This window comes from Aeromonas sp. FDAARGOS 1404 (genome assembly GCF_019047085.1).
Taxonomy (GTDB): Bacteria; Pseudomonadota; Gammaproteobacteria; order Enterobacterales; family Aeromonadaceae; genus Aeromonas; species Aeromonas veronii.
The window spans coordinates 1,522,807-1,537,358 of record NZ_CP077237.1; the positions used below are offsets into that span (position 1 = coordinate 1,522,807).

Annotated in this window: 13 protein-coding genes; 6 read left to right on the top strand and 7 right to left on the bottom strand. The window is 54.4% G+C overall.

The window, feature by feature from the left end:
- Positions 1–54: 54 nt before the first annotated feature.
- Complete coding sequence (locus I6L34_RS06910) at positions 55–261, bottom strand: hypothetical protein (RefSeq protein WP_139707525.1); 207 nt, start codon at positions 259–261, stop codon at positions 55–57.
- A 191-nt stretch (positions 262–452) separates the two neighbouring features.
- Here I6L34_RS06910 and I6L34_RS06915 point away from each other — a divergent pair, with 191 nt between their 5' ends.
- Together I6L34_RS06915 and I6L34_RS06920 are read left to right on the top strand one after the other, a co-directional pair.
- On the top strand, positions 453–818 hold the full coding sequence (locus I6L34_RS06915) for a DUF2061 domain-containing protein (RefSeq protein ID WP_042084552.1): 366 nt from the start codon (positions 453–455) through the stop codon (positions 816–818).
- Between the two features lie 187 nt (positions 819–1,005).
- Complete coding sequence (locus I6L34_RS06920) at positions 1,006–1,602, top strand: MliC family protein (protein ID WP_216956258.1); 597 nt, start codon at positions 1,006–1,008, stop codon at positions 1,600–1,602.
- 38 nt (positions 1,603–1,640) lie between these two features.
- Here the strand turns inward: I6L34_RS06920 and I6L34_RS06925 are convergent, their stop codons facing one another.
- Positions 1,641–2,816 carry a retropepsin-like aspartic protease gene (locus tag I6L34_RS06925; RefSeq protein ID WP_216956260.1) on the bottom strand — a complete coding sequence of 392 codons (1,176 nt, stop codon included), beginning with the start codon at positions 2,814–2,816 and terminating at the stop codon, positions 1,641–1,643.
- 725 nt (positions 2,817–3,541) lie between these two features.
- On the opposite strand from I6L34_RS06925, the gene I6L34_RS06930 reads away from it, so the two are divergent.
- The 4 genes from I6L34_RS06930 to I6L34_RS06945 all read left to right on the top strand — a co-directional run bounded on the left by I6L34_RS06930 (position 3,542) and on the right by I6L34_RS06945 (position 6,474).
- Positions 3,542–4,027: a hypothetical protein gene (locus I6L34_RS06930; RefSeq protein ID WP_216956262.1), complete on the top strand. Its 486-nt coding sequence runs from the start codon at positions 3,542–3,544 to the stop codon at positions 4,025–4,027.
- Between the two features lie 111 nt (positions 4,028–4,138).
- The gene (locus I6L34_RS06935) at positions 4,139–4,900 is read left to right on the top strand and encodes a hypothetical protein (protein WP_216956264.1); all 762 of its coding nucleotides are present in this window, start codon (positions 4,139–4,141) and stop codon (positions 4,898–4,900) included.
- Between the two features lie 142 nt (positions 4,901–5,042).
- Positions 5,043–5,798, top strand: coding sequence for a DUF3800 domain-containing protein (locus tag I6L34_RS06940; protein ID WP_216956266.1), 756 nt, complete (start codon positions 5,043–5,045; stop codon positions 5,796–5,798).
- Between the two features lie 190 nt (positions 5,799–5,988).
- Complete coding sequence (locus I6L34_RS06945; RefSeq protein ID WP_216956269.1) at positions 5,989–6,474, top strand: GNAT family N-acetyltransferase; 486 nt, start codon at positions 5,989–5,991, stop codon at positions 6,472–6,474.
- Positions 6,475–6,598: 124 nt separating this feature from the next.
- Here the strand turns inward: I6L34_RS06945 and eno are convergent, their stop codons facing one another.
- From eno to rlmD, 5 genes are all read right to left on the bottom strand, one after another.
- Positions 6,599–7,900, bottom strand: a complete 1,302-nt coding sequence (eno, locus tag I6L34_RS06950; protein WP_005335583.1) for a phosphopyruvate hydratase — start codon at positions 7,898–7,900, stop codon at positions 6,599–6,601.
- 89 nt (positions 7,901–7,989) lie between these two features.
- The gene (gene pyrG / locus I6L34_RS06955; RefSeq protein WP_005335584.1) at positions 7,990–9,627 is read right to left on the bottom strand and encodes a glutamine hydrolyzing CTP synthase; all 1,638 of its coding nucleotides are present in this window, start codon (positions 9,625–9,627) and stop codon (positions 7,990–7,992) included.
- 141 nt (positions 9,628–9,768) lie between these two features.
- Complete coding sequence (mazG, locus tag I6L34_RS06960) at positions 9,769–10,566, bottom strand: nucleoside triphosphate pyrophosphohydrolase (RefSeq protein WP_043821669.1); 798 nt, start codon at positions 10,564–10,566, stop codon at positions 9,769–9,771.
- Positions 10,567–10,744: 178 nt separating this feature from the next.
- Positions 10,745–12,958, bottom strand: a complete 2,214-nt coding sequence (gene relA, locus I6L34_RS06965) for a GTP diphosphokinase (protein WP_005335588.1) — start codon at positions 12,956–12,958, stop codon at positions 10,745–10,747.
- A gap of 231 nt (positions 12,959–13,189) precedes the next feature.
- Positions 13,190–14,512: a 23S rRNA (uracil(1939)-C(5))-methyltransferase RlmD gene (rlmD, locus tag I6L34_RS06970; RefSeq protein WP_216956271.1), complete on the bottom strand. Its 1,323-nt coding sequence runs from the start codon at positions 14,510–14,512 to the stop codon at positions 13,190–13,192.
- Positions 14,513–14,552: the final 40 nt, after the last annotated feature.

Below are 14,552 nucleotides of genomic sequence, written 5' to 3' on the forward strand. Positions count from 1 at the left end.
GGGGCTTTTGCTTTTGGTACGGCCAGTGTGTGCGGCAGCCTGAACCTGCGCCCCCTATGAGCGGGTGGGCAGATCCTGTTTCAGCGCAACCAGCAACAGGGCCAACAGGCCAAAGGGCGGAAACAGACAGAGCAAGGAGCAGATAAGGGTGATCAGCGCTGGATGCTCGCTCTTGCGGCGCGCCAGTCGCCAGGCGATGACGCCGACGATGACCATCAGCAACGCAATGAACTGGCCAAGCAGGGTGGCATTGATATTCATGAAAGATCCTTTTTCATGGGCAAGTGTGAAGAACCTGTACTTTATCGCCTTGGCTGCGATTGGCAACCGCTGAACCGCACCGGCCACTCGCCCGTTGATAGGTTCTCTCTATTCTGGCAATAGATGAGAATAGTTTTCATTTAATCTCATTTCGGCGGATACTCTCATCATCAACAGAGGGAGCCGCCATCATGAAAAAGACCATCAGCTTTGCCATCCTGCACTTCGGTGTCGCCTTTACCGTGGCTTACCTGCTGACCGGTGAGCTGCTGACCGCCAGCCTGATCGCCCTGATAGAGCCCGCCGTCAACACGGTCGCCTTCTACTTTCATGACCTTGGCTGGCACAAGCTCAAGCCAAATCACAGCCTGCAGGCCAAGACCAGCAGCTTCGCGGTGGTCCACTTCTCGGTGGCCTTCGGGGTTGCCTTCCTGCTGAGCGGCGAGCTGCTCACCGGCGGCGTGATGGCGATGATCGAACCGGCCATCAACACCGTGGTGTTCTTCTTCCACGAGCGGCTGTGGCGCGCCCGCAGTCAGCAACTGGCGCTGGCCTGATCAACCGGGCAAGCCGCCTCCCCCTCTATCGCGGCCACAAAAAACCCGATATTCCAGCCAGGAGTGTCGGGTTTTTCCGTTTGGCAGCCATTCAGCAGAGCAAAATGCGCTCGGCTCACCTGCTGCATTGCCCTGTAGAGTGTGCTGTAGTAGGCAGATATACCCTCTTCATTGCTGGAATCTATCGATGAACAAGACCTTGTTTGCCACCCTGCTGTTTGCCCCTCTGCTGGCCAGCGCCGCAACCCCCTCCTTTGACTGCACCAAAGCGTCCGGGTCGGTCGAAACCCTGATCTGCAAGGATGCCGGACTGGCCGCCCTTGATAACGAACTGGCGGCCCTCTACCCCAAGGCGATTGCAGCGCTCTCTCCCGAACAGCTCAAGACTGAGCGCGCCATGCAGCGCGGCTGGATCAAGGGGCGCAACGACTGCTGGAAGGGGCAGGATCTGCGCCAATGTGTGGAAGATAACTACCTGCTGCGGATCACCGAACTGCAGATCAGCGGCGGCCAGCTGATGGTGCCGGCACCGGTCAACTACAAGTGCGGCAAGAGCGTCATGCTCTCTACCTACTTCAATAACGATGCCAAGCTGCCCGCCGCGGTGATCAACCTGAGCGAGGGCGACAAACAGCAACAAGTGCTCGCCTATGAAGCCCCCAGCGCCAGCGGCGCCCGTTATGAAGGGCAAAACCTCACCTTCTTAACCAAAGGGGACGAAGCCACGCTGGAGCGTTACGGCCAGCCAACCCTCACCTGCATGGAAAATCCGACCAAGGGCTGAGGCTCATAGGGGCGGCTCGTCTTGCCGCCCCACCTTGACTAGATGGCGATATCCAGCGGTTTTCCTTCCCGCACAACCCGCAACTTGAGCGACCCCGGCTTGCTGGTGCTGAGCAGTTCACGCACCTTGTCGATCTCGAGGGGGCGATAAGCCACCCCGTTGATCTGCTCCAGAATGTCGCCGTTGGCCAGACCATAGGGGGCAAGATCCCGTTCGTCGCTGTAGTAGACCTGCAGATGCTCGCCATCAAAACGCACCCCGATATTGCGCAGGACTGGCGGCAATTTGCGCGCCAGGCTGTCGGCGTCGTAGCAGAGCATCATCCGCCCGGGCATGATCGCAAAGCGATTGAAGCGGTTAACAAAATCCAGCCCCAGACCATACTGCTCATTGCTGTTTTCCGACACGCGCAGCTCACCGAGCTGGCGCTCATCAAAGTGCAGGCCGGTGAGGATATGTTCACGCCCCTCCACCATACCGCTGGCATCCACCCCTTTGCGTGGCATCGCATCTTCGCCAGAGATCGCCTTCTGACTGGCCATAAAGTCGATAAAGGCATGATCGGCATAGCTCTGATCGGCCCCGGTATCCAGATACATGCGCACGCTGCTCTCGCCGTGGGTCAGATACACGGCCGGGGAGCGGTTGTAGCTATCTTCATAGCCGATGCAACGCTCGAAGGTGGCTGCCGACGGTGCCGTCAGCGAAGCAGTGAGTTGATGCCTGTCGCGATCAAACACCCAGTTGAAACGGCGGATGGTGTCGATCCCGAGGATGCCATCGATACGGCTGCCGAGAGACTGGGAGAAAAGATCGAAATCAACGGTTGCCCACAGATCGCTGTCATCAATGGTGACCGACCCCAGCGAGAAGGGCTGCGGCTCAACAAAGCCAAGCTGCTCGCTGCCCAGTTGACTCGAAACGCTGCTTACACTGGCAAAATCAGCCTGATAGGCCCTGGGCAACTCGCTTAAGGTCAGCGCCTTGAAGCGGCTGGCCAGACGACGATCGATAAAGGTGATACTGGCCCCGGTATCCAGCAAAAACTGGTACTGCTCACCTGCGATGGTGACGGGGATCAGGGGGGCACTTTCGTAATGCACGGTCAGCACCGAGCCGGGTGCATGGCGCTTGGTGGATGAATCCGGGGCTGTGCAGCCTTGGACGACGAACAGGGCCAACATGGCCAGCGCCACTTTGAACTGCGACTTCATAACTCTCCTTCCCGATAGCAGATGCCCCCGCTACGCCACCGCATAATGCTATCTTGTTGATTTATAGATAAATAAGCTATTTCAACGGGGGGGTGCGGACAATAACAAAGAGTTTTATGCTGGTTCAAGCCGGATATGACCATGAATACTCTATGGAGATAGTTCAAGAATGGTTGTTCACGCTATCTCGGCGCGTCATCAATCGTAGGCGACATTTGATTAATTTATTGATCTTGCACAGAAAATCTCAATATTGAGCTTTCTCTCCACAGCGCCATGGTTAATATTGCCATTTGGCAACACTTGCCTCGTCGGAGTCTCCCATGAGCCATGCCAACCCCATCCCCTTGGTGAACCGCAGCAGACTGGAGGCTGAAATTCAGGGGCGGTAGCCATGGCGGATGGAATGGATAAGCGAACCTTGCCCACAATGACCCACCCAACATGGCAACGGCCTTATGCTTATTTCTGGGCTGTTCACGCAGGCATACTGTGGCGACACTTTCCAAGACGGCTCTGAGAGCTGTTTTTTATACAGTATTAACAACGGCGTAAAATAGAGGGAGTCAATCAAATACGTTAGGTACAAAAAATAAGCTGGTAATGTTTTGATTTTATAATGATTCTTACTTGGCAGCAGTGAAAATGTTACGGGGTTATATGGAATGCTCTGCTAACGGATTAGTGCCGCCTTCCATCTAATCACTGTTAGAGCCAACACACTTATGGATGCTATCGCCAACAACCTTAAAGATCCGAGCTGGTGGTTTTCAGCATTTTTTATTGCCATCATTGCCAGTGTCATCGCCGGCTTCCTAAAAGAGCGAATCGAAAAGTGGCTAAGCAATACTTTTTCAAGCCTACAGTCTTGGCGTGCCAAAAGGGAAGCCGAGCGAAACATGGTGATTGAGGCGCTCCTCACAGATCACATGTATTTTCAGATAGCGCTTTTTCGTGCAGTAGTGGCGATTATTCTGTTTACCCTTTGTTCGATCATGTATTTTTCTGCGCCAGTGCTACTTGCCACAGCCCCTGAGCAGTCGGGTAACTTGATAGACATTGACCGGAAGTTCTTTATTTGGAAGGTATTAACTCCAATTCTCGGACTCTTCAACGTATTGGTTTCTTATAGGGCTGTGCGCCTTCTGTCCCTCATCTTCCAAGCAATCCGGGAATACCGTAGCCGCAATGGTTTGCCAAAGTTGCTCTAACCCGGCGGTCGACCTCGACCCCTTTGGTCGCTGGACGCTGCGCGATGAAGCCGCGCGGCGCCGGTCACCTTCACGTTATAGCTCACAGTCAGAAATTGGAGAAAGATTTAAGTGGCAAGTGGTTATTTTGAAGCGATTGGGTCTTGGATAGTGCCCCATATTTATGAATTAAAGTTGTTTTTTGTCGCTTATTTTAGCTACCTAACAGTATTGTTTATTATACGTTGGGCTCACCTTAGTTATTACATGAACATCCCTTTGAATGAACTATGGAAAGGAATAGTTGGTAACTTAGGAAGAATTTATTCACCAGATTACTATACGGCCTCGATATTTAAGTCACTCTCAGGCTATGGCAGCCGTAAGTTTTTAGCGAATTATTATCAAACGATTTACGTAAAGATATGGAACAAGGTAAACATATACGCCTCAATTTTTTGCTATATAATTATGTTAATGGCAATTAATAACACGTATGTTTTTAGCATTCTGTTTTGGTTGTCTTATGTTCGCTTCTTCTCAAGGTGTAGTGAAATCTCAATAGCATTTTTCCATGATGTGATCCGTAAACCGGAAAGATCTATTCAAAAGCGAAATACATTTCTAACCAAGTATGAAAGAGTCCAATTAGCGGTAACCAGCTATTTTGAAATTTACTTTTTATCTGCAGCGATGTATCTAACAAATAAGCCATTTACAGGTAGTTGGTTAAGTTCAGTTTTCGACACTTTATCAGTTGGTTCGTTGACTAATGTTGGAATACTTGTAACTGATCCTCCAACCGGAAATGAAGTTTATGCATTTGTACAGGTATTCACTACTTTAGTCCTTGTTCTCATGTCACTAGCAGTGTATCTAGGCCGTGAAAAATGAGCTACAACAAACAATTTAAGAGTGATTCAGCACGCTTGGTATTTTGGGTTTGGGTCTAGTTTGGTGATTACAGCGTTAAAATTGAGTGTCGTGGTAGCGTACTTTGCACCTTAATTGAGCGTTATATATCTAAGGAGGTTCGATGGACTTTTTAGTATTTGGAGATGAAAGTGGCACCACAGGTAGTGATCGCTGTTATTCCATCGGTCTGTTGTGTGTTCCTAAAGATAAAATTAGCGAGTTCAATGACTATGTACTAAACCTCAAAACCAAGCGAGGCATTGTCGGTGAACTTAAGTGGTCAAAAATCAAGAATAGCTCCGGGCAAGCAAATATTTGTGTTGATATACTTTCGATGGTTTTGCGTAGTTCATGTTGTTTTCATTCTATCATCGTTGAAAAAGCCATTTATAATAACTGGCAAATAGACCGTGAACGAGCTTTTTACCAAACGTATACATACTTACTTAAGAATACAGCAAAACTCGTTGGTTCTGAACTAACTGTATTGATTGACCAAAAATGTGACAAATATAAAAAGCACGACGAGGTTATAGGTATTGTTGCTAATAATATGCTGTCTCAAATAGGTTCTAACCATACTATTCAAAGTGTGGAAATGCATGATTCAAAGATGCATTGTGGACTACAGGTGGTTGATATCTTAACTGGGGCAGTTAATTCTGGATACATGAAGTTTCTAAATCCTAGCTTGACCTTTTCACAAGCAAAGGAAGCTGCATTTGTAAAAATGGCAGAGATGTTGGGTTGGGACAAATTACATTACGATACTTTTCCTAACAAGGATTTCAATATTTGGCACTTCCCTAGTGAAAATAGATCTGTTCCAGGCACAAAAGAAATCATAATGAATTTATATGTTTCACCTGTCGAATAATAACCCACCAAATTTTAGATGCATTAAAATATAGAGGTCATACAGCCCGTAGGTTCGATTAGCGAAGCGTAATCGAACGTTCGCGATAACAATATTTCGTGATAGCACCAGTTGCCTTTAAAGACCGACTTTTATACGGTCTCTTTATTCATCTGTATATTTGCTGGCGTAACACTCCCCAAGGAGATAAATGAAGCCTGACTTAACCGGCAGACGGATTGTGCTGCGTACCATTGGCCCGCAGGATGCCGCCGATCTGTTCGAGATTTATGGCAATCCGCTGACCATGGAGTTTGCCTCTGATCCCTGCTTTACCTCCCCCGCCATGGTGACGCAGATGATGATGAGCGTGGTACGGCTGGAGCAAACCGGTGAGTCGCTGGAGTGGGCGATTGTCGAACGGGAGGGCAATAAGGTGATCGGCACTTGCGGCCTGCACAGTTTCAGCGAGGCGGGCCACAGCTGCGAGGTGGGCTGCCTGCTCAATGCGGCCTATTGGCGCAGAGGGTTTATGTCGGAAGCGCTGGGGTTGCTGTTCACCCACGCCACCACACTGGGGGTCACCTGCCTCACCGCAGATATCGATGCAGATAACGTCCGCTCTATCGCCCTGTTTGAAAAGCTGGGTTTCAAGGCGCATGCAGGGCGCCATCAGCGCATGCTCCCCTTTGTCTGACCCCGAGACAAGAGGCATAACCCCCTCGCCTCTCAGGGCGTTGTGGCAAGGCTCAGGCATAAAAAAACCGGAACCCAGGGGTTCCGGTTTTTTTCATTCCAGTCGAAGCTGGCAAACCAGCAAATTAAGCCTGGTTTTTAACTTCTTTCAGACCGCGGAAAGGAGCTTTGGCACCCAGAGCTTCTTCGATACGGATCAGCTGGTTGTACTTGGCAACACGGTCAGAACGGCTCATGGAACCGGTCTTGATCTGGCCAGCAGCGGTACCAACAGCCAGGTCGGCGATGGTCGCGTCTTCGGTCTCACCGGAGCGGTGGGAGATGACGGCAGTGTAGCCAGCGTCTTTGGCCATCTTGATGGCAGCCAGAGTTTCGGTCAGGGAACCGATCTGGTTGAACTTGATCAGGATGGAGTTAGCGATGCCGTTGTCGATACCGCGCTTCAGGATCTTGGTGTTGGTTACGAACAGGTCGTCACCCACGATCTGGATTTTCTTGCCCAGTTCAGCAGTCTGGTAGGCGAAACCTTCCCAGTCAGATTCGTCCAGGCCATCTTCGATGGAGACGATCGGGAACTTGGTGGTCAGGTCAGCCAGGAAGTCGGAGAAACCGTTGGAGGTGAAGACACGACCTTCGCCTTTCAGGTTGTACTCTTTCTTCTCTGCGTCGTAGAACTCGGAAGCAGCGCAGTCCATAGCCAGGGTGATGTCGGTGCCCAGTTTGTAACCGGCAGCGGCAACGGCTTCAGCGATAACTTCCAGCGCTTCGGCGTTGGATTTCAGGTTCGGAGCGAAACCACCTTCGTCACCAACTGCAGTGTTGTAGCCCTTGGACTTCAGCACTTTGGCCAGGTTGTGGAACACTTCTGCGCCCATGCGAACGGCTTCTTTCAGGGTCTTGGCGCCAACCGGCTGGATCATGAACTCCTGGATGTCGACGTTGTTGTCGGCGTGCTCACCACCGTTGATGATGTTCATCATCGGCAGCGGCATGGAGTAAACACCCGGGGTGCCGTTCAGCTCGGCGATGTGGGCGTACAGCGGCATGCCTTTGGCAGCAGCGGCAGCTTTGGCGTTAGCCAGGGAAACAGCCAGGATGGCGTTGGCGCCGAACTTGGATTTGTTCTCGGTACCGTCGAGGTCGATCATGATCTGGTCAACGGTGGCCTGGTCCTTGGCATCTTTACCCAGCAGAGCTTGAGCGATCGGGCCGTTTACGGCTTCGATGGCTTTCAGCACGCCTTTACCCAGGAAACGGCTCTTGTCGCCGTCACGCAGTTCCAGCGCTTCGCGGGAACCGGTGGACGCGCCAGACGGAGCGGCTGCCATACCAACAAAACCACCTTCCAGGTGAACTTCGGCCTCAACGGTCGGGTTACCACGGGAGTCGATGATTTCACGACCGATCACTTTAACGATCTTGGACATGTGTATTTCCTCAGGTTTCGTAAAAAAACAACAAAAATATGCCAAAAAAAGCGGCTGTGGCACAGTGCCCCAACCGCATTTATTTTCAATTACTTCAAATTACGCTTCTGATACTCGCCTGCCGCCTTCACAAAACCGGCGAACAGAGCGTGGCCATCACGAGGAGTAGAGGTGAACTCCGGGTGGAACTGCGCAGCCACGAACCAGGGGTGATCCGGGATCTCGATGATTTCCACCAACTTCTTGTCGGCGGAGAGACCGGTCACTTTCAGACCTGCCGCTTCAATCTGCGGCAGCAGCTTGTTGTTGACTTCGTAACGGTGACGGTGACGCTCGTAAATGGTCGGGCTGCCGTACATCTGACGCACCTTGGAATCTTCGACCAGGTGGCAGAGCTGGGAACCCAGACGCATGGTACCGCCCAGATCAGACTTCTCGGTACGGGTCTCGACGTTGCCCTCTTCATCCACCCACTCGGTGATGAGGCCGACGACCGGGTACGCGCAATCTTTCTTGAACTCGGAGGAGTGAGCCCCTTCCATACCCGCGACGTTGCGAGCGAATTCGATCATGGCAACCTGCATGCCGAGGCAGATACCCAGGTAGGGGATCTTGTTCTCGCGGGCATACTGGGCAGCCAGAATTTTGCCTTCCACACCACGCTCACCGAAGCCACCCGGCACCAGGATCGCGTCCAAACCTTCCAGCAGCTCGGCGCCACGGGTCTCGATATCCTGAGAGTCGATGTACTTGATGTTGACGGAGTGACGGGTCTTGAGACCACCGTGCTTGAGCGCCTCGTTGACGGACTTGTAGGCGTCCGGCAGGGAGACGTACTTGCCGACCATACCGATGGTCACTTCACCGGTCGGGTTGGCCTCTTCGTAGATAACCTGTTCCCACTCGGACAAATCAGCTTCTTTGCACTCCAGACCGAAACGCTCGGTGAAGTAGGAGTCCAGATTCTGGGACTTGAGCAGTGCCGGGATCTTGTAGATGGAGTCGACGTCTTTCATGGAGATGACGGCGCGCTCCGGCACGTTGCAGAACAGTGCAATTTTGGCGCGCTCGTTGGCCGGAATGGCACGGTCAGAGCGGCAGATCAGCACATCCGGCTGGATACCGATGGAGAGCAGCTCTTTGACGGAGTGCTGGGTCGGCTTGGTCTTCACTTCACCGGCAGCAGCCAGGTAAGGAACCAGCGTCAGGTGCATGAACATGGCGTTGTTGCGGCCCACTTCGGCAGCCAGCTGACGAATGGCCTCGAGGAACGGCAGGGACTCGATGTCACCTACGGTACCGCCCACTTCGACGATGGCAACCTGATGGCCTTCGGCACCGGCAATCACCCGCTCCTTGATGGCGTTGGTGATGTGCGGGATAACCTGAATGGTGGCGCCCAGATAGTCACCACGACGCTCTTTACGCAGTACGTCGGCGTAGATACGGCCGGTGGTAAAGTTGTTGCGACGGGTCATCTTGGTGCGGATGAAACGCTCGTAGTGGCCCAAATCCAGATCGGTTTCGGCCCCGTCCTCGGTTACGAACACTTCACCATGCTGGGTCGGGCTCATGGTGCCCGGATCCACGTTGATGTACGGGTCCAGTTTCATGATGGTCACATCCAGACCACGGGCTTCCAGAATGGCTGCCAGAGAAGCTGCGGCAATGCCTTTGCCGAGGGATGAAACAACGCCACCAGTAACAAAAATATATTTGGTCGTCATGCTGAACCTGAAAGAAGTTTAGGGAATTTTAAGGGGTGCTTCGGGGATGAAGCAGGACGGGGAAACAGTATACCAAAAACCCCTCTCCCAAACAATGAGCAAAAATCTATCAGGCTCCTTGCCGCCCCATCTTGCGCCAAATCAACTTTGCTCGGTTTCCTTCGCCTTATCCCAGGCGGCATCGAGCTTTTCGAGGGTGCAATCGGTCATTTTCAAGCCTTCTGCGGCGATTATCTGCTCAACCTGACGAAAACGACGTTCGAACTTGGCGTTGGCGCCTCGCAGCACCTGCTCCGGATCCTTGCCCAGATGACGCACCAGATTGACAGTGGCAAACAGCAGGTCACCGAGCTCATCGCTCACCCTCGCCTCGTCCACATCGGCCATCAATGCCTCTTCCATCACCTCGTCGATCTCTTCGTGGATCTTGTCCACCACAGGCCCCAACGTCTTCCAGTCAAAACCGACGGTGGCGCAGCGTTTCTGAATTTTGGCGGCACGAGTCAGGGCAGGCAGCGCCTGCGGGATATCGTCCAGCACGCTCTCTTTGTCGAGGGCCGCCCGCTCTTTGGCTTTTTCCGCCTCCCAGTTCGCTTTTACCGCCTGCTCGTTGGAGAGGTCTGCATCGGAAAAAACGTGGGGGTGACGGCGAATGAGCTTTTCACTCACCGTATCGACGATATCGGCAAAGTCGAACAAGCCCCGCTCTTTACCCAGCTGGGCGTAAAACACCACCTGAAACAGCAGGTCGCCCAACTCCCCTTTCAGCCCCTGCCAATCTTCGGTCTCGATGGCATCGGCCACCTCGTAGGCCTCTTCCAGGGTGTGCGGCACTATGGTCTGGAAGTCCTGCTTCAGATCCCAGGGGCAGCCGTTTTGCGGATCGCGCAGGCGAGCCATGATGTCGAGCAGTTGGGGCAGATCGTAACGTTGGGACATGGGCTACTCACTTTCGATTCGTTAAATGGGGATGAAGCGACATCAGGCCGCGCAGTCGAGCAATCTCATGTCGAGCAGTTGGGAGAGGTCGTAACGTTGGGACATGGGAGATTCGCTTTCGATTCGTTCAAAAAGGGTCATAAATACAGACCGGCCACTGGGGCCGGTCGGTTCGATATCAAAGCCGCTTGGCGCTAATTACGTCATTGAGCTGACTGAGCTTGGCCAACGCCCGGTTGAAGGCGTTGATGTTGTAAATCTCCAGCTCCATGTCGATCTCGGCGGTCTGCTCGCGCACGTTGGAGCGTGAGCGCACCCCCATCACATTGATCTTCTCGTTGGCCAGCACTGTGGTGATATCGCGCAGCAGGCCGGAGCGATCGTTGGAGATGATCCGGATGGTGAGGCCGTAGCCGCCGGAGTAGTTCTCCCCCCACACCGCATCGATCAGCCGCTCCGGGTTGCGCCGTGACAACTCTTTCAACTGCTCGCAATCTTCCCGGTGGATCGAAACGCCACGTCCCATGGTGATAAAGCCCTGAATGGAGTCCCCCGGAATGGGCTGGCAGCAGCGGGCGATATGGGTCATCAGGTTGCCAACCCCTTCCACCACGATGTGGTCTTTGGGCTTGTGGCGCATCGGCGCATTGGCCTTCTGCTCCAGCTTCTCCAGCAAGCGGCGATCTTCCTCTTCCGCCGTCGGCTTGTTGTAGCAGGTGTCGAGATAGTTGAGCACCTGGTTGATGCGGATATCGCCGCTGCCGATACCGGCCAGCAGATCGTCGGTGCTCTCCAGATTGAAACGGCGCAGCATGTTGCCCTTGTCGATCTTGGACATGCTGAGATTGTGGCGATCCAGTTCCTTCTCGAACAGCTCGCGACCGGCCACGATATTCTTGTCCCGATCCAGCTTTCTGAACCAGGTCGCCACCTTGGCCCGCGCCCGGCTGGAGCGCAGGAAGCCGGCGTTGGGGTTCATCCAGTCGCGGCTCGGGTTCGGCTCTTTCTGGGTGATCACCTCCACCTGATCGCCGGTCTGCAGCGCGTAGGTGAACGGCACGATGCGACCATCAATCTTGGCGCCGATGCAGCGGTGACCGATCATGCTGTGGACGTGATAGGCAAAATCGAGCGGGGTGGCGCCAGCTGGCAGGTCGATGACATCCCCCTTCGGGGTGAAGACGTAGACTCTGTCCTCGAACACCTGACTGCGCAGATCTTCCAGCAGGGAGCCGCTCTCGGAGAGATCTTCCTGCCAGGCGAGCAGCTTGCGCAGCCACTCAATCTTGTCTTCGAAGGTGTTGGCCTTGCCGCCAGCCTGTGCCCCTTCCTTGTAGCGCCAGTGCGCCGCGACGCCGAGTTCGGCATCCTGATGCATCTGGTCGGTACGGATCTGGATCTCGACGGTCTTGCCCTCCGGCCCCACCACTACGGTGTGGATCGACTGATAGCCGTTGGGTTTAGGGTTGGCGACATAGTCGTCAAACTCGCGAGGAATGTGGTGGAACTGGGTATGCACGATACCGAGCGCCGCATAGCAATCCTGCAGCCGCTTGGTCACTACCCGCACCGCGCGCACGTCGAACAACTCGTTGAATTCGAGGTGCTTCTTCTGCATCTTGCGCCAGATGCTGTAGATGTGTTTCGGCCGACCGTACACCTCGGCGTCAACTCCCGCCTCTTTCAACCCATTACGCAGGGATTGCACAAACTCGCGGATGTAGCGCTCGCGGTCGAGCCGCTTCTCGTCGAGCTGCTTGGCGATCTGCTTGTAGGTATCCGGGTGCAGGTAACGGAAGGCGAGATCTTCCAGCTCCCACTTGAGCTGGCCGATGCCCAGACGGTTGGCGAGCGGCGCATAGATGTTGGTGATCTCCTGGGCCATCAGCACCCGGGTCTCTTCATCTGCCGTCTTCGCTTCCCGCAGGCAGGCGATCCGCTCCGCCAGCTTGATCACCACGGCGCGCACATCCTCGACCATGGCGAGCAACATGCGACGCACGTTGTCGACCTGCTCCGGCGAGGTTTCGCTGCGATGGAGGGTCTGCAGGGAGCGGATGGCCTCCATCTCCAGCACCCCTTCCACCAGCTTGGCGATCTTGGAGCCGAAGTCCTCGTCCATCCGCTCCTGGCTGATGAGACCTGCTTCGACGAAGGGGTAGATGATGGCCGCTTTGAGGGTGCCGATATCCATGCTGAGCATCTGCAGGATGCCCACCATTTCGATGCCACGCACCAGCAGCTTGCTGGTCAGCGCCTCGTCACCGAGCGTCAGACAATACTGATAGACGGTTCGCAGCTGATCCTTTTCACTGTCACTCAAGGAGAGCGAGCTGACCCACTCTTCCAGGGTGAAGTTGTCTTTCAAATGAATATCGCGAACCGCAACCATGGTATCAATCCTTTAAATTATCGGGCCGAAAGCTGTCACTTTCTCCCCTCATGAGATTGCCTCAAATGGGGATATCCAGCGCACTTTTCAAGGCATATTGTCCAGAAAGACAATAGAGCGCGCCAACAGGCCCTGCCGAACGACGAGGGTCTAGATTACCCCAATCACATCAGCTCAAACAGACGCAGACACGCCAGATTACACATCCGCATCGCCGAACTGATGAGTCATTTACTCCCGTTCAAACAGCGCCATGGACTCCAGATGACCGGTGTGAGGGAACATGTCGAGCATGCCGAGGCGCACCAGACGGTAACCCCCTTTCACCAGCACCTGACTGTCCCGCGCCAGGGTGACCGGGTTACAGGAGACGTAGACCACCCGCTTGGGGGAAAGTTTCACGACGTGTCCCATCACTTCCAGTGCGCCGGGGCGAGCCGGATCCAGCAGCACCAGATCAAACCCTTCCCGCGCCCAGGACATACCGACGATGTCATCGCTCAGGTCGGCCTTGTAGAAACGAGCATTGGTGATGCCGTTGCGACGGGCGTTCTCTTCGGCCCGCTGCACCATGGCCAGTTCACCTTCGACACCCACTACTTCGCGAGCCTGACGGGCCAGCGGCAAGGTGAAGTTGCCGATACCGCAGAAGAGATCGAGCACCTTGTCATCCTTGCTCGCCCCGAGCCATGTCAGCGCCTGCTCAACCATGCTCTGGTTGATGGGGCCGTTGACCTGAATGAAATCACCGGGGGCAAATGCAAGAGACAGGCCATCCAGCGAATAGGATGGGGAAAATTGTTGCTGCAGCGCTTCGATGCGATCATCCGCCGCCTGCAGGTAGAGGTCGATCCCCTGTGCTTTTGCAAACTCCACCAACAGGGCGCGATCCGCCTCATTGGGGCGGCCGGTGTGACGCAGCAGTATCATGATCCCCTGCTCGGCCTGGATAAGCTCCGCATGGCCCAGCTCGCGCTGGCTCTTGAGGCGATTGAGGCACTCACGCAGCGGGGCAATCAGCGCAGAGAGCGGCTCGGCCAGCACAGGGCAACTGTCGATCTCCACCAGATCGTTGCTGTTACGGCGGCGGAAACCGACCCGGGTGCAGCGACCGTTCTTGTCAAATTTGATGGCCAGACGACAGACCCGGCGATAGGCACGATCTTCACCGGTCAGTACCGGCTCCAGCGCTGGCGCCTTGATGTTGCCCAACCGCTCGAACAGGCTGACCAGTCCCGCCGCCTTGGCGGCTTGCTGATCGGCAACCGACATGTGCTGGGCACTGCAAGCGCCGCACTCGCGATAGTGGCTGCAAAAGGGGGCGATACGATTGGCCGCCGGGGTCACCACCTGTTGCAAGGCGGCGTGGCCATACTGTTTTTTTTCTTCGGTGATGCGTGCCTTGACGGTCTCGCCGGGCAGCGCCCCTTCGACGAAGATCGCCTTGCCCTGATGGCGACCGATACCGACGCAGTGGTGATCGAGGGTGTCTATCGTAAATTCAATGCGTTGGAGCTGGGTGGACTTCTTTTGGGGCTTGAAAAACTGGGCCATAAAACTTGGTGCCTATAGGTGGCTATGTCATGATTGTGGA

Coding starts and splice junctions, on each gene's coding strand:
- rlmD (WP_216956271.1), bottom strand. CDS start 14,512: ATGGCCCAGTTTTTCAAGCCCCAAAAGAAGTCCACCCAGCTCCAACGC.
- relA (WP_005335588.1), bottom strand. CDS start 12,958: ATGGTTGCGGTTCGCGATATTCATTTGAAAGACAACTTCACCCTGGAA.
- I6L34_RS06940 (WP_216956266.1), top strand. CDS start 5,043: ATGGACTTTTTAGTATTTGGAGATGAAAGTGGCACCACAGGTAGTGAT.
- eno (WP_005335583.1), bottom strand. CDS start 7,900: ATGTCCAAGATCGTTAAAGTGATCGGTCGTGAAATCATCGACTCCCGT.
- I6L34_RS06915 (WP_042084552.1), top strand. CDS start 453: ATGAAAAAGACCATCAGCTTTGCCATCCTGCACTTCGGTGTCGCCTTT.
- I6L34_RS06910 (WP_139707525.1), bottom strand. CDS start 261: ATGAATATCAATGCCACCCTGCTTGGCCAGTTCATTGCGTTGCTGATG.
- I6L34_RS06925 (WP_216956260.1), bottom strand. CDS start 2,816: ATGAAGTCGCAGTTCAAAGTGGCGCTGGCCATGTTGGCCCTGTTCGTC.
- pyrG (WP_005335584.1), bottom strand. CDS start 9,627: ATGACGACCAAATATATTTTTGTTACTGGTGGCGTTGTTTCATCCCTC.
- I6L34_RS06930 (WP_216956262.1), top strand. CDS start 3,542: ATGGATGCTATCGCCAACAACCTTAAAGATCCGAGCTGGTGGTTTTCA.
- mazG (WP_043821669.1), bottom strand. CDS start 10,566: ATGTCCCAACGTTACGATCTGCCCCAACTGCTCGACATCATGGCTCGC.
- I6L34_RS06920 (WP_216956258.1), top strand. CDS start 1,006: ATGAACAAGACCTTGTTTGCCACCCTGCTGTTTGCCCCTCTGCTGGCC.
- I6L34_RS06945 (WP_216956269.1), top strand. CDS start 5,989: ATGAAGCCTGACTTAACCGGCAGACGGATTGTGCTGCGTACCATTGGC.